Origin of the sequence: Phosphitispora sp. TUW77 (genome assembly GCF_048453025.1) — a bacterium.
In the GTDB taxonomy this organism is placed as follows: domain Bacteria; phylum Bacillota; class Thermincolia; order Thermincolales; family UBA2595; genus Phosphitispora.
In genome coordinates this window covers 1,344,983-1,366,190 of sequence record NZ_CP156677.1, presented here as the reverse complement: position 1 = coordinate 1,366,190, position 21,208 = coordinate 1,344,983, and the positions used below count along the sequence as shown (strand labels likewise).

Sequence of the window (21,208 nt, the reverse complement as noted above, 5' to 3'; positions counted from 1 at the left end):
CACAACCATATTATACAACACGGTCCCGAATTCCTCCTTCCTACTCACCGCGGGGATTGAAAACTATTGCAGCCATGTATCCGAAAATAATAGCAGCCGCAATACCAACGGCCGAACCCTCAACTCCTCCGGCAAAAGCCCCTAAAAGCCCGTTTTCCCCGACACCTTTAATCGCTCCTTGAGCTAGAAGATGTCCAAACCCTGGCAGGGGCACCGTGGCCCCCGCGCCGGCAAAGTCAACTAATGGCTGGTACAATCCAAGTGCGCTCACAGCTACTCCGCCGGTAACAAAACCAACCAAAATATGTGCCGGCGTAATCCTGTAACTGGTCAAGTCCATCAACAGTTGACCAATCACACAAATTCCCCCGCCCACTATAAATGCCTTAATATAATCCATTTTTCAAACCCCCAATAGGTTATCGATAACTATTGCATGACCAATACCGGGAATTGACTCCCCCTGAAAATTTGTGATAGGGCTTAACAGAGCACCTGTACCTACTCCAAGAACCCTCTTATATTTACCTGTAATTATTTCTGCCATTAGATATCCATTCATGACTGCAGCCGAACAGCCGCATCCACTGCCCCCTGCATGAGTGTCCTGTGCCGGGTCATAGATAAGTATGCCGCAATCAGTATATTTATTTGAAATATCATAACCGGCTTGTTTTACCAACTGCTCTGTTAGGGCCCTGCCTACTGCGGCCAAATCACCGGTAACAATAAGGTCATAATCTGCAGGGCTCCTTCCTGTATCTTCAAAATGCCGGATGATAGTATCTGCTGCTGCAGGGGCCATGGCACTTCCCATATCATTTACATCTTTTATGCCAAGGTCAATAACCTTACCAATAGTGACATGAGTTATGGCTGCACCTCTGCCCTTGCGTCCGACTACTGCTGCTCCGGCCCCGGTTACCGTCCACTGTGTGGTCAGAGGCCGTTGCACACCCATTTCCGCCGGATATCTGTATTGACGTTCAGCAGTATTATAGTGGCTGGAAGCCGCAGTTAGCACATAATTGGCAAATTCTCCATCCACCAGCATGGATGCCAGGGCTATTGCTTCAAACATAGTAGAACAGGCTCCATAGAGACCGATAAACGGTATCCCCAAGTCACGCGCCGTAAAATTGGCCGAAATCAATTGGTTTAGCAGATCCCCTGCCATCATAAAATCTATATCGCCTACTGTCAGCCCAGCTTTGTTTATTGCTAACTCACAGGCCCTAGCGAGCATTTTTTGTTCTGCTTTTTCCCAGGTTGTCTCACCGTTTAAAGTGTCATCAAGTTCCACATCAAAACTCCCCCCTAACGGTCCTTGAGCTTCCTTAGGACCCACAACTGATGCATTCCCCTGAAAAGAAGGCGGGTTTTGAAAAGCTATTGTTTGTTTGCCGGTTTTTTTGATTACTGCCACCGTATCTTGCCTCCTCTACTTAAATAAGTAAGTAATCAAACCGACCATCCAAGCACTGATAAAACCATAAGCCAATACTGGCCCGGCAATTGTGAACATCCTCTGGCCCACTCCAAAAACCATGCCTTCTCTGCGATATTCCATCGCCGGAGCTACAATTGAATTAGCAAAACCGGTAATCGGTACAATAGTTCCTGCACCCGCATATTTAGCCATAGAGTCATAAACGCCTAATCCGGTTAACAAGGCTGCCAAAAATACCAGAGTAGCCGAAGCAGCAGCGCCTGCCCCCGGTTTGGGCAGCCCCATGGAAATATAGAAGTTTACTAATGCCTGTCCTAGTGTACATATTGCCCCACCAAAAAAAAACGCACCGATTACGTTCCTGAGAACCGGTGGTTTCGGTTTCGTCCTGGCAACCATCTCACTGTACATTTTTTTCTGAATCTCATGTTCAGAGAACATCATTTGATCCTGCTTCATTTCCCCACTCCTCCATCATTGATTAATGCACAAACTAAGGTAGATGTGCTCCGGAAGGCGGTGGCTGTCGTCCGCCGGCCCGAGACCCGCGAAGCGGGAGCGGATGCCGGCGGAGATGTTGCCCGCCGCAGGAATACATCTACCCTAGTCTAAGTTGCAATTTAAATTATTCTGTATAGGCAATTTTCACATTAGCCTTAAAATCAACTAAGTCCCCGTCAACAACGTCTGCAGTGAGATTATAGACCTCTACCCCAGTAACGTTATCAAATCTTTTGGAGGCATCTTTAACTGCATTCTGGACTGCGCTTTTCCAGCCGTTTTCAGACTCACCTATTACTTCAACTACTTTTACGTACATTCGTCAACCATCCTCCTTAATATTTGTTATTACATAACCCTATAAAGATTTTCCCCTAATTAACAAAATATATTCATCATCATTCATCCTGTTCATTTAACATTATCCTGATGTTTTTCAAAGCCTGACGTTCTATTCTTGACACCTGAACCTGCGAAATGTTCATTATTTCGGCTACCTGGGACTGAGTTTTGTCTTCAAAAAACCGCAGTAAAAGTACCGACTTTTCTCTGTGTGAAAGCCGCCTTATTAAATCCTTTAAAGCAATCCTATCAAACCATCCGCTGCTTTCTTCTGTTTCTCCTGCAATTGCATCCATAACATATATCGGGTCACCATCATCCTGATATACTGTATCAAAAATAGAAGCAGGTGTTTGAGACGCTTCCAAAGCTGAAACAATTTCTTCTCCTTCAATTCCTGTTAAATCTATTACTTCTTGGATGGATGGCTCCCTGCCGAGGCTTGCTGTCAATTCTTCCCGAGCCTTATGCACCTTATGCACTGTCTCCTTTAATGACCGGCTGACTTTTACCGGATTGTCATCCCTAAGAAACCTTCTGATTTCCCCAATTATCAAAGGCACTGCATATGTTGAAAACTTCACATCATAACTCAAATCAAACTTATCAATGGCCTTAATCAGTCCAATAGTCCCAATCTGAAACAGATCCTCAAGTTCATGTCCTCTGTTGGAAAAACGCTGCACCAAGCTGAAAACCAGTTTCAGGTTACAGTTCACCAAAACTTCCCTGGCTTCTTCATCCCCGTTCTTTACTCTTCTTAACAGGCTTTTTATTTCTTTATCTGAAAGAAGCGGGAACCGGGGAAGATTCATTTCTGATAACCGGGTATTCAAATTCCCCACCCCGCTTAATTATTTCCAGATATTGTTTCTGAAGCTGCTGCCATCCTTGTTGGCACCGTTTTCGACATGATTACCCTAGTTCCTTTGTCAACAATTGACTCTACATCAAGGGTATCCATAAATGACTGCATAAAAGTGAAACCAAGTCCCATTCTCTCAGGGTCAGTAGAATAAGCTGGTTCTATTGCCTTAGATATATCTGCAATGCCTTGGCCCTCATCCTCAATAATTAATTCCAATACATCGTCATCATAAATTGTACACAATAAATTAACAACTCTGTTTGGGTCATTATCATATCCATGTATGATGCTGTTTGATACTGCTTCCGAAACGACAACCTTTATTTCCTCCAAGTCTTCAATAGTAAATTCCAGCTGTGAAGCAAAAGCTGCAGCTGCAAGTCTTGCCAGTGTTACATTCTCAGGTATAGACATGAACGATAATTTAATTTGATTCTTGATTTTCATTTTAAGACCCCCTACATTGCCTCCAGGGCTTCATTTTCAGTATCAAATTCGCTGGTAATTCGCAGGATACCTGATAATTCAAGGATTCTCTTGACCTGTGGCGGCGCTCCGACTATGGCCACCTTTCCGCCGCACAGGGTTATGTTTTTGTACCTTCCTAAGATTGCCCCCAATCCGGAGCTGTCGATAAAATTTACTCCCGATAGGTTCAGCACCAGGTTATTTGAACAATAATTTTCCATTAATATCTCTACCTTTCTTCTGAAATCATCTGCTACCAGCATATCCAGTTCTCCGCAAACCCTTAAAATCAGGGTTTTCCGGTTAACCACAGACTCAATATTCATGTAGTTGCACCCGCCCTCCTGTTCATGCTAACGGATTCTACGAGTTGGATACTTTTTCCTTCATATTAACAGCAAAACAATTGTAACGTTTTGTCGAGTATTGAGCAGATGAAAACGACAAAAACTGCACAACAAAAAAAGGCCGGATGCAGACCCTTCCTTGTGGAGGATAACACAACACCCAACCCTTTACTTTATTGTCATTTCATCTTGTAACGTGATTTACCCGCTGTATGAATAAACATTTTTCATAAGTTTAAACATCTGCCTGAATACAGTACCCTTAGGAATATCCTTTGTCGCTGCAAGGTCAACTTTATATACCCTTTTACCCTCTTCATAAACAACCACCTTGCCAAGCACCTGTCCCTTATCGACCGGGGCTGTAACTGCCGGGCAGTCAATAACAACCTTATGTGTTACAGTTTCCTTCTGTCCTTTTTGAACAACAGTGCCGACTTCACCGGTTGATGCCGCTTCCACCCAATCAACAGTGCCTTTGCCAACCCTGACCTTACCCATCACTTGTCCTGAAGCAGCAATAGGAACCGCCTCATACTTAGCGAAACCATAGTTATATAGTTTCATGGATTCCCTAAAATGGCTTCTGGGTTCGGGTGTAGCCATAACCACTGCAATCAGTTTGAGATTATCCCTGGCCGTTATCGATGCCAGACAGTACTTAGCCTCACTTGTCCAACCGGTTTTACCTCCCAATGTCCCCCGGTACCACCACAAAAGTTTATTAGTATTGTTTAGGATAAACTCTCCCCCCCTGAGGTCATATCTCTTGATTGATGTCAATTCCAGGAACAGAGGATGCTTGATTGCTTCCCGCATCATTAACGCTAAATCACCTGCTGACGTATAATGTCCCTCTGCAGGGAGTCCATAAGCATTGACAAAGTGGGTATGCTTACACCCTAATTGAGCCGCCTTTTCATTCATTATTTTAACAAATGCCTCATGCGACCCTGCAATATGTTCTGCAATTGCAACACAGCAATCATTTGCAGAACCAACTGCTACTGCAATTAACATTGTTTTCAGGGACATTTCCTCACCAGGTTCAAGATATATTTGCGAGCCACCCATTTGGGATGCATTCTCACTGGTTTGGACAATATCCGTTAGTTTGGCCCTGCCTTTTTCAATAGCATCAAAGGCCGCTAGAAGTGTCATTACCTTTGTCACACTGGCCGGCGGCAATTCTTTGTCCGGCTCTTTGGCAAATAATATTTTACCGGTAACCGCATCAACAAGTATGGCTGACTCGGCTGTCGTCTCCAATTCCGCCTGAGCACTAACCTGAGCAGACTGGACAATCATCATCAAAATAACGGTAACCACACAAAACATTTTTTTAAATTTCATTTTTCCACCCCCTCTTGAAATTCTAATTAAAGTATTTCAAATTCTTAAAGGGGTTATTCGCAAAAACAAATTTTAACCGGACAACCTTGTCTGTTTTAGTACAATTCCACTCCTTGTGCAGTTACCTGACCCCAGACCAATTTTCTTGCTACTGGCGGCTCCTTTGTTATAACAAATGCCTGCTGCACCTTGTCTTTGGTAACATTTGCCTTTTCAGCATCATTAACATGAAGGATTGCCAAGGTTTCCCCCCTTAGTACTCTGTCTCCGCGTTTTTTATACAGTTCAATACCAACTGAAAGGTCAATTTGCGAATCTTTGGTCTCCCTGCCGGCTCCCAATGTCATAGCGGCAATCCCAATTTGTTCTGCTTTTAATTCTGAGATATAACCATCTTCAACTGCAGTCAATTGATGTTTTTCAGCAGCCTGGGGAAGTAATGACAAGTCATCAATAAAAGAAGGATCCCCGCCTTGATTTACTACCAGTTCCCTAAACTTGTCAATTGCCTTACCATTGTTTATTATCCTTTCCACCCTGCTCCTGGCCTCATCTATAGAGCGTGCCTGCCCTCCCAGGTATACCATATGGCTTCCCAAAACCAAGCATAGCTCCTTGAGGTCTGATGGTCCTTCTCCCATAAGACACTGCACCGCCTCGCGTACTTCCAGAGCATTGCCCACCGTTTGTCCGAGTGGTTGTTCCATATCTGTTATCAGGGCTATAGTTTTTTTACCCACATGTGTGCCTATTTCCACCATAGCTTTTGCCAAGTCAACGGCATTGGAAATGTTTTTCATAAAAGCACCGTCACCAATTTTTACATCCAGTAATATGGCATCTGCACCTGCCGCAATTTTTTTACTCATCACACTGCTGGCAATCAATGGAATACTATCAACCGTAGCTGTAACATCCCTTAAGGCGTATAACTTCTTATCAGCAGGAGCCAAGTTCCCTGTCTGGCCTCCAATGCTAATCCCGATTCGGTTAACGTTTTGGATAAATATTTCCCTTTCCAGAGAAGTATTAAAACCAGGTATAGATTCCAGCTTATCAATTGTCCCTCCGGTATGTCCTAGTCCTCTTCCTGACATCTTGGCAACAGGGACTCCGGCTGCGGCTGCAAGCGGGCCCAAAACCAGTGTTGTCTTGTCACCCACACCGCCTGTACTATGCTTATCTACCTTATTGCCTGTTATTCCCGAAAGGTCCACCCGGTCACCTGAAGCCACAATAGCCATTGTCAGGTCGGAAGTCTCCCTTGCCGACATCCCCTGAAAAAAAACTGTCATCACAAAGGCTGCCATCTGATAGTCAGGAACACTTCCCGACATATATCCGATAATGAGTTGGTTTATGTCTTCGGCAGACAACTCCATACCATTTCTTTTTTTAAGAATTATATCATAAGCCCTCATGAACATTCACCCGTTCCAAAACTCCTTTAACCAGAGTGATAAACTGATTCCTTACACTGTTGGCTGTTTCCATAACTTCTTCATGGCTGAGTCTTTGTTGGAGGACTCCTGCTGCCATATTAGTAATACAAGAGATTCCTAAAACCCTTATTTCCGCATGATTTGCTACAATTACCTCCGAAACTGTTGACATGCCTACTGTATCGGCGCCAATTGCCCTAAGATACCTTATTTCAGCAGGAGTCTCATAACTGGGTCCAATCAAACCGGCATATATCCCTTTGCGATAGGACAAGTTGTTCTTGCGGGCCACTTCCTCGGCAATATTAATAAGTTCCTTGTCATATGCCTCCGACATATCTGGGAATCTTGGTCCTATATCATCATAATTTGGTCCAATTAACGGATTTGTGCCTGTAAGATTGAGATGGTCGGTAATCAACATCAGGTCACCGGGCCTAAATTCCTGGTTAATCCCTCCTGATGCATTTGTAATCAACAGGACATTAACCCCCAGTTTTTTCATCACTCTTACCGGAAATACCACCTGTTCCATGGAATAGCCCTCATAAAGATGAAACCGTCCCTGCATAAGAGCCACATTTTTGCCTGAAAGTTCACCAAAAACAAACTGGCCCTCATGTCCCTCCACAGTAGAGATAGGAAAATGAGGCAGCTCCGAATAATGCAGCCTTTGCTGTTTTTTTACATCAGCAGCCAGGACACCCAGTCCACTCCCTAGAATAACTCCAACCTGAGGACGTATTGATATTTTCCTCCTGATAAAATCAACAGTTTGCTGCAACCTAAATGAACTCATATGATTTTCCTCCCTCCAAATTACTTATAACACTTCCTTAAGGAAGCTTGTCCCATGCCTGGTCAGCAGACCAAAATTTTCGGCTATGGTTGCGGCTATATCAGCAAAACTCTGCCTCACACCCAGGTTTGTCCCCTTTTTTATCTTAGGCCCATATACCAACAGGGGGACATATTCCCTTGAATGATCCGTACTTCTAGTGGTAGGGTCACAACCATGATCTGCAGTAATTATCAAAAGCTTTTCCTCACTGATGAGCTCCATAATTTCCGGCAGGCGCCGGTCCAGTTCCTCTAAAGCCCGTGCATATCCATCCGGGTCATTTCTATGCCCGTAAGCCGAATCAAAATCTACCAGATTGGTAAAGATAATGCCTTCCCGTGCCTGTCTTAAGAATTCAATCGTCTTATCGACCCCGTCCATATTATCATTTGTGTGAACAGCTTGGGTAATTCCCCTGCCCGCAAAAATATCCTTGATTTTCCCAACTGCCTGTACAGATTTGCCATTGTCCTTAAGCATATCCAAAATAGTGGTCCCAACAGGTTCCAGAGAAAAGTCATGCCTGTTTGACGTTCTTTTAAATTCACCCGGTTTGCCGATAAAAGGCCGTGCAATGACCCTGCCAACGGCATACTCACCTGTCAGAATCGATCTGGCAGTCCGACACATTTCATAAAGCTCGTCCAGTACGATAATCTCCTCGTGAGCCGCAATCTGAAAAACACTATCAGCCGAGGTATATATTATAGGCCTTCCTGTGTTCATGTGTTGTTCACCCAACCGAGCTATTATCTCAGTCCCTGAAGCAACCTCATTACCCAGAGTTTTTCGGCCTGTTTTGGTTTCGAATTCGTTGATGATTAAGTCGGGAAATCCGTTTGGAAATACCGGAAATGGCTTTTGCAAGATTATACCTGATATTTCCCAATGCCCGGTAGTGGTATCTTTGCCGGCGGAGGTTTCCGCCATTCTGCCAAATGCGGATAGAGGCGCTTCCACTGGCGGCGCCCCTATGATTTCCACAATATTACCAAGGCCCATTTTCTGCAGATTAGGAATCTGCAGGCCTCCGACTGCCTTCGAGGTGTTTGTAAGGGTATTGCTGCCTTTGTCGCCGTACTCACCGGCATCAGGAAGTTCACCAATACCCAGACTATCTATTACCAAAATAGTTATATTTTTTATGCTGCTCATCTTAACCTCTCCTGTTAAAAGATTAAGCCCTCGGATGGCTCTTTACATATACCTCCCGCAAACGCCCTTTGGTAAGGTGTGTATAAATCTGTGTTGTGGTAATATCGGCATGGCCAAGCATTTCCTGCACAGAACGCAGATCAGCACCATTTTCCAACAAGTGGGTGGCAAATGAATGTCTCAGTGTATGTGGAGTTATCTCCTTTGAAATCCCTGCCCTAATAGCATACTTTTTAATAATCTTCCAAAATCCTTGTCTGGTAAGTCTTCTGCCATGATGATTAACAAACAGCGCTTTTTCTGTTCTAGTTTTGATTATTTTTGTTCTCCCTCTTTGCAAATATTCATCGACACATTTACGGGCCAGGCTGCCTACTGGTACAATCCGCTCCTTGGAACCTTTACCAAAACACCTTATATATCCCATATCCAGATTAATATGATTAATATCAAGGGAAATCAGCTCACTTACACGTATTCCAGTAGCATACAGCAATTCCAGCATTGCCTTATCACGCAGCCCGCCAGGGTCAATGCCCCTAGGCTGGCTTAATAAATTTTCAACTTCATTAACGCTAAGTATTCTGGGCAGCTTTTTTTCCAATTTAGGTGATTCCAGGTTAGCAGTCGGGTCTTTTTCAATATACTTCTCTCTGAGCAGGAAATGATAAAATGACTTTAGAGCTGCCAAATGCCTGGATACGGTAGCTGTAGCCCGGCCTCTTTTTTGCAGAAACAGCAGGTAAGACATAATTACATTTCTGGTCGCCTTTTGTACATTATCAACTTTTTCATTCTCCAGAAATGTCATGAACTGCTTTAAATCCCGGTTATACGAATCAAGGGTATTATCAGCCAAACCACGCTCAACCGCTAGGTAATTAATAAATTCTTTAACCAGGCTTTTCATACCTTTTACCTCACTTTACATGTTATCCTAACTGCATTTCCTATCTGCTAAAATAAGAGTAGCCCAGACTACTCTTATTTCCACAATAAACCACTGAATTCCTTTTTTCATTGGTCCCTGTGGTAAAAATCTCTAACTTTACCAACAAACTGATTTAAAACACTCTGGGGGTTTTCTGCAGTTTCCCTGGTCTGTTCTTCGACCCTCATTGGATTCCCACTGGGTTTATCATCCCTGAGCCATCCTTGTTTGAAAAGCTCATTGTCGTGGTACATGTTATACAAGTGACCAATCATCAGAACCAGGACAAACAGTGTTACCATAACACGGAATCCCACAGCAAGTTTCCTCTTAATGCGGGGCGTTAAAATAACCAGCACCTGTACCACCTCGTTTTTGCTTTTTAGTTTTTCAGAACATATTACTAACATATTTTTATGACAAGAAGCCGGAAATTAGAACATATAATCCCCTCTAACTGCCTATTGAGACAACTTCCTCCTGATCAAAGTAAACCTCTCAGTTATCAAAATTAAAAACCTCCGGTCCAAAAATGTCGATACATTCCTAACCAAAGGTTTTCCTTCTTAATAATTTAATATTTAAATGTTCCGGGATACTATCTTGTCTACTTTATATAGTTAGCAACCGATTTAATAAACACAGGGGTGACATACGTTTCCAATATCCCAGCAGCACCAGTGATTACACACAGTACTAGCATTAAAATGGTATAGGCACCAAAATACCCTCTTATTCCAGAAGTTAAGCGGCTTTGAAAACGTCTCTTGATAAGCATCGCGGAAAACGACAATGCAGCCACACCTCCTACTATAACAGCAGGTAAAACAAGAAGGTTATGGGGCAGAACTGATATCAAAGCAAACATAAATCCCTTAAATGCTTTTTCTTGAACCAAAAAACCAATAGTAAACCCAATCATAAAACCTTTTGTAAACACAGTAACCAGTACAAGCGGGATTCCTATCACCGTAAGACCCAGTATATAAATGGCAACTATAATATATATGCTGTATAAGATGTTATGCCTAAAGAACAACTGCTCACTAACCGTAGATGAAGTAACTTGATTCAAAAAGCTATTTAAATATTCCGACAGGTGATCAGTCTGATCTGCATTTATTTCCCCAACAGCGGCAGCCCCAAAATATATCCCCACCAAAAGGAATACGGTAACAAAGAGAAATAGGTGCCATTTACTTTTTAAATACTCAACTGAAACTTGTCTGACCCAAAAACGCATCTCGAACCCCCCTTTGTCCTATATAACAAAATTTATGGTTCCAAATGCGTTTTTATTCACGTTATTTTCTCCCCAGAGCCGTAAATCCTTCCTCAATAATTAATCTCATTATATACTCTGCCGCCAGGATGTCTTCCAAGGAATTGGCACTGGCAGCCACAACAGAAATCCCGGTGCCGGCCTGCCTTGCAGCTGAGATAGCTCTTATGGCCGCTGCCCTTGCCGGAGCGGAACCTCGTTTTTTTATCGTCCTGGCTATGGTTCCGGTAATAACTGCAGGGGCACCTGCAGTTACGGCAGCATCGTACGCTACTCCTCCTGTGTCAGTGACCGCAACCACAACCTTTTCTGAGAAATCACCCAATTTTGCTGTTTCTGCTCCAATATTCGGATAAACAGCATCAATTACCCCTCCGGCTGCTATTACACCTTTAATAGTCTTACTTGCCCTGGCCCTTCGTTCCTCATCCGTCCCCACCCTGGGCTCACTTATGATTATAACCGCGGTACCGGCTTCCTTAGCTGCCCTTCCGGCCATTTCACCTATACCTTCAGGTGCCAGTGTTACCGGGGCTTTCGAAGCATCCGGGCTGGCACCAAACACCTTTAATGCACCGGCATCCAGAGCAGCCTCAAGGGTTGTTGACATATCAATAACATCAACTACCATGACGACATTTTTTGCCTCCGCTGCCTTGACCGCACCGGAGGCATTAACTGTTAGAGAAACTCCGTAATTAGACATTTAATAATCACCGCTTCCGTTTTTCAACTCTTCCATAATATCCCCCGCCACCAGCAGAAACCTTAAGTTTTCCCTGTCTGGCCAAGATTATTGTCTCAGCCGCTTGGCAACCAGCAAGCTTTTCCAGTTCCTTTTGACTATAATGATGCAGTATCTGCATCTCAGATGCTGTCTGCAGCAGCTTATCCATAGTTTTTTTCCCTATACCGGGCAAATTCTCCAGCGGAATCTGGTGAAAATATGGAGGTCTATGTTCCGGTGGCATAGGTGCAATATTATCTCTGATTTCATGAATCCGGTCCAAAACCCCTTTGACCACCGTTCTTCCGTCAACAACCACACCACAAACGGGGCAGCACATCACAGGAGGCTCATCATGAGCAGTAAAACCACAACCTTCACAGTAGGTCCGGTGGTACTTTCCCAGTTTAGGGTCGAAACCATGGTTAGCAATAACAGAACGGCCATTTTCCCGTCGCAGAGCCATAACCAACTCGTTGTAGTCAGGCCGCCGCATTCTGATAACATTATATTCCCGGCCAATTTTAGACAGGGAATGGGCATCCGAATTACTGATTAAACTCTTTCCGGATAGCTCCGAAATCATGTCCGCATAATTAGAGTCAGAGCTCAATCCCAGTTCAACTGCAGGAATTTTGGCCCAGATCTCTGGTGACATAATCTCCATGGCGCTGCGGACACAACTGCCATACATCCCCTTATGAGGAGTAAAAGCATGTGCGGGAACAACTATTCCACCGATTTGTTCTGCCAGTTCAACTATTTCCTGAATAGACATATTGCACTTCTGGGAGCTTAAACCAATATTCCTTGTCCGGCCCTGCTTTGACAGTTCTCCCGTAAACTGTTTCATTTCATCTAATCCCGGAAAATAACATAAACAGTGAGCGCTTCTATTTTGTTCTTTACCATCGATATAAACACATTCAGTTGTTTCTACTTCACTCCCCGGCACCAGGGTTACACTGTCCCTGTACAACAGCCCGCCGTTTTCCATGGCCTCCAAGTCGCCAGACTGAACAAGTTTTATCAGGTCTTCTTGGACATCCGGTGAAGAAGTATCAACTATTCCTACCATGTCTATGCCTTTACGGCTCACACACTCTCTAAGTATGTTAGGCACACTTAAGTTCGTTGAAGCCGTGATTTTAACGGGAGCGCCGTTTCCAGCCCTCCCTATATGGACGTGCAGGTCCGCAAAATAATTGTTCATATTCCCTCCAGAATAGACATATACTAAATAGACTTATACTCTATAAAAATTTAACAAGGCTTGGTCGCCTTTATCCAGCAAAGTAAAGGAGGTAAATAATTTTGATAACGGAATTAGTTTATAGTGACAGGATATACATAATCGGAACGGTTTCAGAACTCAGAAACCGTTTGAAGGAACACGCAGCAAATTATACAACTGTCAAAGCCCTGATTGATGACCTGTCACCCTAATAAACCACATACCTGGTAGCTAAGATCCCCGCCGCTCCCGCAGCCAAAAAATATTCCCTGTCCTGACTCATGGTCCGCCCCATGGTTGTGACAACAATATCCTTTTCAATCAGGTATCTTAGCGCAGGGGCACCGTCCTCAACAATGACCTCATGATCAAATGGTATACCTGACTTGATTATCTGCTTATTAACAAACTGTTCTTTAATCGGGTCCATAGTAGGCATTGGAATTACACATGGGGTTATGGCAATTTTGGTCAAGACCGTAATTGTATGATGACTAATTCCCAGATGACGGTCCCTGGGGTCAACAAAACTTATCCTGGGAATTGCTATCGGCTTTCCTTCCAAAATGTTGACGGCATTAATAATTTCTCCCTGCTCAATACCGGTAAAACCATATTTGGTACCAGTTCCCACAATCCCCGGACCCATGGTAACAATAATTACATCTGCTTTAACAGCTTGTTTTGCTGCAATAAGCCCGGTATAAATATTAACCGCTTCAAAATCCCCTCCAAAAGCATGTCCTACTGTTATGGTTGCATCAATAAGTCCCTTGTCTTTTAGTTCTGCCACCATCCTGCTCATTTGCAGCGGCAGGGCTCCCCCGTCAGTCATAATGTAGGCTACACGCAGTTTTCCCCGGCTAGCTGCCTTAACACCTGCTGCAGCCGGAGCCAGCATGCTGTGAAGGGCTCCTACAATGACTGGAGTTTTCTTCATTGACGTAAAATCTTCAATTTTTGCCCTGGAAGGGTTAAGCTCCTCTTCCACACTAAAACACTTTACTTGCATAGGCGTATAACGCAGTTTCATAATATGGCCTATTTCATCAACATCTCGTTCTTTTATATTTAAATTCGCCATTACATAATGATAACCGCCGCTGCCCAGCCTTTTATGAACAGCAGTTGTATTTAAGGAAACTTCATCATCTAATTGCACAGGTCCGGTTAAAAAATCATAGTTAATCGCCTTTGCGATTTCCCCTTCATTTGCCCCTTGAATTTCAACTTTTATCTCGGTAACTCCCCGTCTTCGTTCAAGAATTTCAGTTACCTTGCCCTGGCGGATTCTAATCAATAAATCCACCCCCTTTTTACCTTTTTGCTTTTTTCCCGGCAGCTTTTTTAATAATCTCAAGAATATACCGTACATTCAATACAAGATTATCGATTGTTATAAATTCCTCAGTTGTATGTACCTTAGACATTCCTGTCCCGAGATTAACTGTTTGAATGCCGTACCCATTAAGAATATTGGCATCACTGCCACCTCCGGTACTCACCAGGACAGGATTGCGGCCAACTGCCACAGCTGCCTCCATGGCAATTAAAACTGCAGTATTTGTTTCATCAAGCTTCAACCTGGGGTACATGAAATCCTTTTCCACTTGTATCTTAGCCCCAAATTCCCTGGCAGTTGTCTCCAGGATTTCAATTATCCGGTCTGTTTCTCTTTCCAGTTTTTCTGTATCATGGCTTCTGGTTTCCCCTTCGATATTGACCAGGTCAGGAATAATATTGGTGGCTTTACCTCCCGAAATCACTCCTATATTTGCAGTTGTTTCAATATCTATCCTGCCCAGCTTCATCTGTGATATCGCCTTCGAAGCAATATAAATGGCATTGATACCTTCTTCCGGGCTTATTCCTGCATGTGCCGCTTTTCCTATGATACTGGACTTAATAAGGTATTGGGCCGGTGCCCTTGTAATTATTGTACCAGCTGGGCCGTCACAATCAAGGACATAGGCAAAATCCGACTTCAATCTCTTGTGGTCCAAGTTTTTTGCCCCTATTAAGCCACCTTCCTCAGCAACAGTAAATACAACTTCGATATCCCCATGGGATATATCCTGTTCCCTTAACACCTCAATTACTTCTAGGATAGTTGATATGCCGGACTTGTCGTCTGAACCAAGCACAGTAGTACCGTCTGAATAAATGACGCCATCCTTTATAATGGGATTCACCCCGCGTCCCGGTTCAACCGTATCCATATGTGCACACAACATAATTGTTGGCGCCTCCGGAACCTTACCTTTGAGGGTCGCTATCAAATTACCCGAAGGACTTCCCATTTCATTCCCGGTTGCTTCTCCTGCAGCATCTTCATAAACTTCCAGTCCACTTGCAGTCAATTTTCCCTTCAGGTAATCGGCTATTTCCCTTTCATGCATTGTAGGTGAGTCTATTTTAACCAGTCTAATAAATTCATCCAAAAGCCTGTCTTTGTTTACCATAAAATCCCCCTTTACAGCAATGGACCTTCATATCATTATTATATTAAATCGTTGAATAAAAATTTTACTTTAATATGTTTTCACAGATTCACTGCCTGAAAGCACCCTTATACCTCCACAAGCCAAGGCAAGCATTTCATCCTCACCGGGATATGTTTTAACAGGTGCAATAAAGCCAACCCGATCTTCTATCCATTTAACCAGCATGCCGCTGTTAGCAATGCCTCCTGTAATGATGATAGCATCAACATCGCCCTTAAGCACAGCCGCACAGGCCCCTATTTCTTTAGATACTTGGTAAGCCATGGCCTGATATACCAGCTTTGCGTTCTCATCCCCATTATGGATGCGTTTTTCTACTTCTATAGTATCATTGGTGCCCAGATAAGCCACCAAACCTGCTTTTCCGACAAGTTTTTTATCAATTTCGTCCTTGGAAAAGCTTCCGGTGTAACACATTGATACCAGTTTCCCTACAGGGACTCCACCGCTTCGCTCAGGGGAAAAGGGACCCTCACCGGGAATAGCGTTATTCACGTCAATAACTCGCCCTCTGAAATGGACACCAACTGAAATTCCTCCTCCAAGGTGAGCAACAATAAAATTCAGTTCCATATAGTCTTTAGCCATATCTTTTGCCGCTCTTCTGGCAACTGCCTTCTGATTAAGAGCATGAAACAGACTCTCTCTAGGATTTTCAGGCATCCCGGAAAACCGGGCTATCGGGTCCATTTCATCAACACAGACCGGGTCCACAATAAAAGCCGGAATATTATGTTCTGCAGCAAATTTATGGGCTATCAGCCCCCCCAGGTTGGATGCATGGGAACCACGCCCTTCGGCTCTCAGGTCCTGAAGCATTTTATCATTGACTAGGTAAGTCCCACCGGGCATAGGTCTTAGAAGACCGCCCCTGCCTACAACTGCATTAAGTTCACCAGCATCAAACCCCGACTGGCCAAAATTGTCCTTTACAATTTCCAGCCTATATGCAAACTGGTCAATTATTTTATCAAACCTCTCCAATTCCTTGCTGCTGTGCCTTGCAGTCTTCACATAAACAGGCTCAACATCTTTAAATACAGCTATCTTGGTAGATGTTGAACCCGGATTTATAACCAGCTGTAAATAATCCACCTAAATAACACAACCTTTTAAAAATCATATTGTCCAAATTATTTTCGTCCGATCATATCAATATAATTCAAAAATTTATTTTTCTCAATAATTTTTGTTAATGAATACTTTTCAGTTAGTATATGAAATCCCAGCAAAAGCAAAAGGAATCCGACCTTCAAAGGAATACTCATTATAAATACTGTTACATATCCCAAAGTTAGTCCGAGTACATTTGAACCTGTGTCACCCATCATTGCCCTAGCTTTAAGGTCAACCGGCAAATATGCCAACAAGCTTCCGGTAATCACAGCCAAATAGGCAATATGTTCACTAGAGCCGGATGTGCTGAAACATCCTGCTAAAGCAAGGAATACTCCAATTAACAGAAAAACTTTAGCAGCCCTGCCGGGTCTCAGGTCAAAAAGATTCACAGCATTTGTTGAAAGTGCAATTATAAGGGAATTCAATATAAGCAGTATCCACTTATCAAGTCCTGCACCATCATCTGACTGCAGGCTTACCATAATAGCTATAAGGCCTCCCGCCAATGCTTTTAAGGCACCGGTAGTCAGTTCTTTGTCCACGAAAAGTTTTTTAAAATGTCCTTTTAGACCTGTGGCGTGCCGGGTGCCAAAGACGTCATCAATCAAACCAAAAAAACTCATTCCGCCAACAGCGAAAACAAATGCATAGACACTGGGTTTAACCCAGCCAAACACTACAGCACCGGTCAAAACTATTACTGTAGAAAGAAAGAAAACCATACCCACTCCCAATGGTATCTCTTCCATACGATAATTTGGTTTTACAAAACCGGCTTCTGTCAGCATCCCCATAACCTTAGGAAGCATTAACCGGGTAACTGCAAAGGAAACTGCCATTAGCCCTGCAAAATAAACCCAAACCATAATCGGTCACCTCTTAAGCGCACGCCGGGTCAAAACCCTGAATACATGAACAAATTGTTTGCCGCGATGCAAAAAACCACTTAAATCCCTGCCTGTCTCGGCATGGGTCATGTTTACCTCAACTTCCGTTATAGAAAACCCTTTTCGCGAAGCATCAATTGTCATTCCGACTTCTACACCATAACCTGATTCAAACCCTCCTAAAGCAGTGATGACTTCTTTCTTCATAACACGCTGCCCGGACAAAGGTGCCAACATCTGTAAACCGGTAAAAACCCTAATCCCACTGCGCGCCAGTCCTTTTACAAGTCCAAAACCGCCTTTCTTTCGGGCTCGCGGGAACTTTGCTATCGTCATATCTGCTTGGCCTTCCAATACAGGTAAAATCAACTTTTTCACCTCTGCAGCTGTAGCTCCAAGGTCTCCATCAACTAATGCAATAATATCTCCGTTTACCTGTTCTAATCCCTTATTCAGAGCTCCGCCCTTACCCAAGTTTTTAGGCATTGAAGTAACCACAGCCCCCGCCTCAACCGCAAGTTTGGCGGTATTATCGGCGGAGGCGTCATCAACAACAATTATTTCACTGACTTCCGGAATACTGATTATAGCTGTTACTGTTTCGAAAATATACTTTTCTTCATTATAAGCCGGAATTAAAACAGAAACTTTACTTTCGGTCACTTGATTCACTCCTATGGAACTGCCGGTATAAGCTGTCTGGCCGTTGTTTTGATTCCGTAATTTCCCGGTTTGCCATAAACCGCCATTACTAATGACATCTGTCCGGGTACCATGTCAATATTATCAACAGTACTGACTTTCAGCTTTTGATATTCCTTCATATAAGAGTATGCCACATCACTGGTTTCAACACCAAACACAGGTATATTCCGTTCCAGAAAACAGTTCATCATCGTTAAATCAAAGTTAGTGCAACGGTTCCCAAAATCCTCTTGACTGCCTCCCACAAAAATAACGGCATCTATAGGGACTCCATATTCGCCTGAGTTTTGAATCAATTCCAGTTGTTCAAAATAATGCAGGTTTTCTAAGTTCTGGGCACTAATAACCCCTTCAGAAATCTCTCGAGCCAATTCCTTAGAAACAGCGGCCTCCGAATCGTCTTTAAGCATCAGCTTAGTCCTGATACTTGTTTTAGTTTCTTCCTTGCTAAGGTCAAAACCCTCCAGTACGGTAGTAACTGAAACAACATTTGCCCCTGTCATCTCAAGGATGCTGAGCCATTTATCATGAAAATCATAGTTATTTGTTTCAATAACTGCTATTTGTTTACCCTCCAGTTTGCCGGAAAGTAGAACCGGAAGAACCTGTTCTTCATATTGTTTGCTGATATTTAAAGCCGACTGACATGCTTCGATTTCTTCTTGAGCAACTTTATTATCCAGCCGCATTTGTTCAAAATCACGATTCAGGTTGTTCACCATTTGTTTTTGTTGTTGAATTATAGCATCATTAACGTTTTCACCCAAAAAAGACGACCCTACCAGAATACCAATACCTAAAGCCAGAAATACTGCAACCAAGGAAGCAATATGGTACTTGAAGTCAATAATCATTATTTTACACCCCAAAGAATATTTTAAATTTAAGCCAAAGGACCTGGAAAAACTGCCTTGTAATCGGAAACTGATATGCAACAATAGCAAATGTAACTGATGCTGCCGCCACAAGTTCCGCAAGATATCTAAATTTAACCTTGCTTCTGTAAAGTTTATTTACACCTTTTGCATCAACCAAAATGGACCCTATTTTCAAGCGAACCAGAAATGTACTTGCCATACCCTTCCTGCCCTTTTCTAAAAAATCAATCATATGTGAATGGGTTCCCAAAGCTACAATTAAATCAGTTCCCTTGTGATATGCCAGCAGCATGGCTATATCCTCACTGGTACCCGGAGCCGGAAACGTAACCGAATCCAGTCCAAGTTTGGTAACTCTAGCCAAACCGGGCGCTCTTCCATCAGAATAAGCATGTACAATTATTTCAGCTCCACATCTGAGTGTGTCGTCACCAATACTGTCCATATCGCCAATTATAATATCGGGTTTATACCCAAATTCGCGCAGGGCATCAGCTCCGCCGTCAACTCCTATAAGTACGGGCCGGACTTCATGAATATATGACTTCAAAGCAGCCAGGTCATCCTTATAGTTTTGGCCTCTGACAACTATCAGTGTATGCCTTCCACTAAAAGAAGTCTTTGTTTCCGGTACATTTATATCACCAAGCAAAAACTCCTGTTCCTGCTTAGTATACTCAATAGTATTCTGGACAAATTTTTCCAAAACCATACCAATATTTTTCTTGGTATTTTCCATTTCTTTTTTGATCCTATTAATGGTAAGTACTTCGCCTGAAGATTGCAAAACACCTGCCACCGATATCTGGTTGCCTGAAATTTCAACGATATCTCCTTCGTTGATTTTTTCCATTATATCCAAACCCACATTATCCAACAGGCAAATCCCTGACTTTACAACGGCCAAGGGACCTAAATTTGGATAATTTTCACTTATTGAGGTAGATGCATTAACAACTGCCTTTACTTTAGCATCAATCAAAGCCTGAGCGCTAATCTCATCAAGGTCCTGATGATTAATAACAGCAATTTCTCCGGGCTGGAGCCTTTTTACAAGGTGTTTGGTTTTCCGGTCAACCCGTGCGGTTCCTCGGATGACACTCATAGTATCTTTTCACCTTTTCTTAGAAAAAATATAATCTTCACAAAGTATTTGGACATTTCTAATTCATAATTGTACATTATTTAATATATATAAGCAAGTAAACTATCCACAATAAGAAAACCTGACAAAATGTCAGGTCTTCTTATTAGCTTACTTTTGTGCTTATCCGAAGCTTGTCAGCAACCATTGCAATAAATTCGGAGTTCGTTGGTTTACCTCGTTCCAGGTTTATTGTATAACCAAAGAACTTGTTCATCATCTCGGTATTGCCCCGGTCCCAGGCAAGTTCTATCGCATGCCTGATCGCCCTTTCAACCCTGCTTGGTGTTGTCGAATACTTCTGCGCTATTAGGGGATAAAGCTCCTTAGTTACCCCACCCAACAGATTCACTTCATCTACAACCATTTTTATGGCATCTCTCAAGTACTGATAACCTTTTATATGTGCTGGAACACCCATTTCATGAATAATATTTGTCACGGCAACATCAAGGTTACGTGTTTTAACAGGCGGAGTATACTGAGGAACACTTTCACCTTCAACAAGCTGTCTGATTCTGGTTGCAAGTACTGAAAAGTCAAACGGTTTCAGTATATAATAATCCGCACCCAGTTCAATTGCTCTTTGAGTAACACTCTGCTGACCAAATGCAGTCAGCATAATCACCTTAGGCCTTGGCTGGGTTCCGGAGGTAACGAGTTTTTCAAGAACCCCGATACCATCCAAATGTGGCATAATAATATCAAGCACAACCACATCAGGTTTCTCCCGTTCCATTATTTCCATTGCCTCCACGCCATTATTGGCAATTCCCACAAGCACAAAATCATCCTCCTGGGAAATAAATTCTTTTAATAATTCACAGAACTCTCTATTATCATCTGCAATTAAAATCTTGATGCCCCTTATACTCATCAAATTCCCTCCTGTTAAAATTTTCTAAATATTTCACTATGAAAGAATTTTCGACGGACAGAAGAGAAATCCTTCCCAAAGATTAATGTTTTTGGTAATAATTTATAAACAAATCAGGACAAAAAGCCCTTTATACCGCATGGTAATTGTCGA

25 protein-coding genes are annotated in these 21,208 nt (G+C 42.9%); 1 reads left to right on the top strand and 24 read right to left on the bottom strand.

Features of this window, described 5'->3' with window-relative positions; translation table 11 throughout:
- Positions 1-40: 40 nt before the first annotated feature.
- The 16 genes from spoVAE to ABFY19_RS06295 form a co-directional block, all read right to left on the bottom strand.
- A complete protein-coding gene (gene spoVAE / locus ABFY19_RS06370; RefSeq protein ID WP_418792417.1) occupies positions 41-400 on the bottom strand; it encodes a stage V sporulation protein AE in 360 nt (119 codons plus the stop codon).
- Between the two features lie 3 nt (positions 401-403).
- Positions 404-1,426: a stage V sporulation protein AD gene (spoVAD, locus tag ABFY19_RS06365; RefSeq protein ID WP_418792416.1), complete on the bottom strand. Its 1,023-nt coding sequence runs from the start codon at positions 1,424-1,426 to the stop codon at positions 404-406.
- Positions 1,427-1,441: 15 nt separating this feature from the next.
- The gene (gene spoVAC, locus ABFY19_RS06360) at positions 1,442-1,909 is read right to left on the bottom strand and encodes a stage V sporulation protein AC (RefSeq protein WP_418792415.1); all 468 of its coding nucleotides are present in this window, start codon (positions 1,907-1,909) and stop codon (positions 1,442-1,444) included.
- A 166-nt stretch (positions 1,910-2,075) separates the two neighbouring features.
- Complete coding sequence (locus ABFY19_RS06355) at positions 2,076-2,270, bottom strand: dodecin family protein (protein ID WP_418792414.1); 195 nt, start codon at positions 2,268-2,270, stop codon at positions 2,076-2,078.
- A 79-nt stretch (positions 2,271-2,349) separates the two neighbouring features.
- A complete protein-coding gene (gene sigF / locus ABFY19_RS06350; protein ID WP_418792413.1) occupies positions 2,350-3,129 on the bottom strand; it encodes an RNA polymerase sporulation sigma factor SigF in 780 nt (259 codons plus the stop codon).
- Between the two features lie 14 nt (positions 3,130-3,143).
- Entirely contained in the window at positions 3,144-3,608 is a 465-nt protein-coding gene (gene spoIIAB, locus ABFY19_RS06345) for an anti-sigma F factor (protein ID WP_418792411.1), read from the bottom strand.
- An 11-nt stretch (positions 3,609-3,619) separates the two neighbouring features.
- Positions 3,620-3,955 carry an STAS domain-containing protein gene (locus ABFY19_RS06340; protein ID WP_418792410.1) on the bottom strand — a complete coding sequence of 112 codons (336 nt, stop codon included), beginning with the start codon at positions 3,953-3,955 and terminating at the stop codon, positions 3,620-3,622.
- Positions 3,956-4,177: 222 nt separating this feature from the next.
- Positions 4,178-5,329, bottom strand: coding sequence for a D-alanyl-D-alanine carboxypeptidase family protein (locus ABFY19_RS06335; RefSeq protein ID WP_418792408.1), 1,152 nt, complete (start codon positions 5,327-5,329; stop codon positions 4,178-4,180).
- A gap of 95 nt (positions 5,330-5,424) precedes the next feature.
- Entirely contained in the window at positions 5,425-6,750 is a 1,326-nt protein-coding gene (locus ABFY19_RS06330) for a pyrimidine-nucleoside phosphorylase (protein ID WP_418792407.1), read from the bottom strand.
- Positions 6,737-7,570, bottom strand: coding sequence for a purine-nucleoside phosphorylase (locus ABFY19_RS06325; RefSeq protein WP_418792406.1), 834 nt, complete (start codon positions 7,568-7,570; stop codon positions 6,737-6,739). The genes ABFY19_RS06330 and ABFY19_RS06325 overlap by 14 nt, the downstream gene beginning before the upstream one ends.
- Positions 7,571-7,594: 24 nt before the next feature.
- Positions 7,595-8,758 (bottom strand): phosphopentomutase, encoded by a 1,164-nt coding sequence (locus tag ABFY19_RS06320; RefSeq protein ID WP_418792550.1) that lies wholly within the window; start codon positions 8,756-8,758, stop codon positions 7,595-7,597.
- A 31-nt stretch (positions 8,759-8,789) separates the two neighbouring features.
- The gene (xerD, locus tag ABFY19_RS06315) at positions 8,790-9,677 is read right to left on the bottom strand and encodes a site-specific tyrosine recombinase XerD (RefSeq protein WP_418792405.1); all 888 of its coding nucleotides are present in this window, start codon (positions 9,675-9,677) and stop codon (positions 8,790-8,792) included.
- Positions 9,678-9,784: 107 nt separating this feature from the next.
- Positions 9,785-10,108 (bottom strand): hypothetical protein, encoded by a 324-nt coding sequence (locus ABFY19_RS06310; RefSeq protein ID WP_418792404.1) that lies wholly within the window; start codon positions 10,106-10,108, stop codon positions 9,785-9,787.
- Positions 10,109-10,305: 197 nt separating this feature from the next.
- Positions 10,306-10,941, bottom strand: a complete 636-nt coding sequence (gene spoIIM / locus ABFY19_RS06305) for a stage II sporulation protein M (protein WP_418792403.1) — start codon at positions 10,939-10,941, stop codon at positions 10,306-10,308.
- A gap of 61 nt (positions 10,942-11,002) precedes the next feature.
- A complete protein-coding gene (locus tag ABFY19_RS06300) occupies positions 11,003-11,686 on the bottom strand; it encodes a hypothetical protein (RefSeq protein ID WP_418792402.1) in 684 nt (227 codons plus the stop codon).
- A 7-nt stretch (positions 11,687-11,693) separates the two neighbouring features.
- Positions 11,694-12,920 (bottom strand): endonuclease Q family protein, encoded by a 1,227-nt coding sequence (locus ABFY19_RS06295; protein WP_418792401.1) that lies wholly within the window; start codon positions 12,918-12,920, stop codon positions 11,694-11,696.
- Positions 12,921-13,021: 101 nt separating this feature from the next.
- Here ABFY19_RS06295 and ABFY19_RS06290 point away from each other — a divergent pair, with 101 nt between their 5' ends.
- A complete protein-coding gene (locus ABFY19_RS06290) occupies positions 13,022-13,153 on the top strand; it encodes a hypothetical protein (protein ID WP_418792400.1) in 132 nt (43 codons plus the stop codon).
- Here ABFY19_RS06290 and ABFY19_RS06285 read toward each other — a convergent pair.
- From ABFY19_RS06285 to spo0A, 8 genes are all read right to left on the bottom strand, one after another.
- Positions 13,150-14,241, bottom strand: a complete 1,092-nt coding sequence (locus ABFY19_RS06285; RefSeq protein ID WP_418792399.1) for a DUF3866 family protein — start codon at positions 14,239-14,241, stop codon at positions 13,150-13,152. The genes ABFY19_RS06290 and ABFY19_RS06285 overlap by 4 nt on opposite strands.
- A gap of 16 nt (positions 14,242-14,257) precedes the next feature.
- Complete coding sequence (locus tag ABFY19_RS06280; protein WP_418792397.1) at positions 14,258-15,403, bottom strand: M20/M25/M40 family metallo-hydrolase; 1,146 nt, start codon at positions 15,401-15,403, stop codon at positions 14,258-14,260.
- 69 nt (positions 15,404-15,472) lie between these two features.
- Positions 15,473-16,540 carry a butyrate kinase gene (gene buk, locus ABFY19_RS06275; RefSeq protein WP_418792396.1) on the bottom strand — a complete coding sequence of 356 codons (1,068 nt, stop codon included), beginning with the start codon at positions 16,538-16,540 and terminating at the stop codon, positions 15,473-15,475.
- A 38-nt stretch (positions 16,541-16,578) separates the two neighbouring features.
- Positions 16,579-17,430 (bottom strand): hypothetical protein, encoded by an 852-nt coding sequence (locus ABFY19_RS06270; protein WP_418792395.1) that lies wholly within the window; start codon positions 17,428-17,430, stop codon positions 16,579-16,581.
- A 6-nt stretch (positions 17,431-17,436) separates the two neighbouring features.
- On the bottom strand, positions 17,437-18,114 hold the full coding sequence (locus tag ABFY19_RS06265) for a glycosyltransferase family 2 protein (protein ID WP_418792394.1): 678 nt from the start codon (positions 18,112-18,114) through the stop codon (positions 17,437-17,439).
- Between the two features lie 11 nt (positions 18,115-18,125).
- Positions 18,126-19,010, bottom strand: coding sequence for a copper transporter (locus tag ABFY19_RS06260; protein WP_418792393.1), 885 nt, complete (start codon positions 19,008-19,010; stop codon positions 18,126-18,128).
- A gap of 4 nt (positions 19,011-19,014) precedes the next feature.
- Positions 19,015-20,139, bottom strand: a complete 1,125-nt coding sequence (gene steA / locus ABFY19_RS06255; RefSeq protein WP_418792392.1) for a putative cytokinetic ring protein SteA — start codon at positions 20,137-20,139, stop codon at positions 19,015-19,017.
- A 145-nt stretch (positions 20,140-20,284) separates the two neighbouring features.
- A complete protein-coding gene (gene spo0A, locus ABFY19_RS06250; RefSeq protein ID WP_418792391.1) occupies positions 20,285-21,055 on the bottom strand; it encodes a sporulation transcription factor Spo0A in 771 nt (256 codons plus the stop codon).
- Positions 21,056-21,208: the final 153 nt, after the last annotated feature.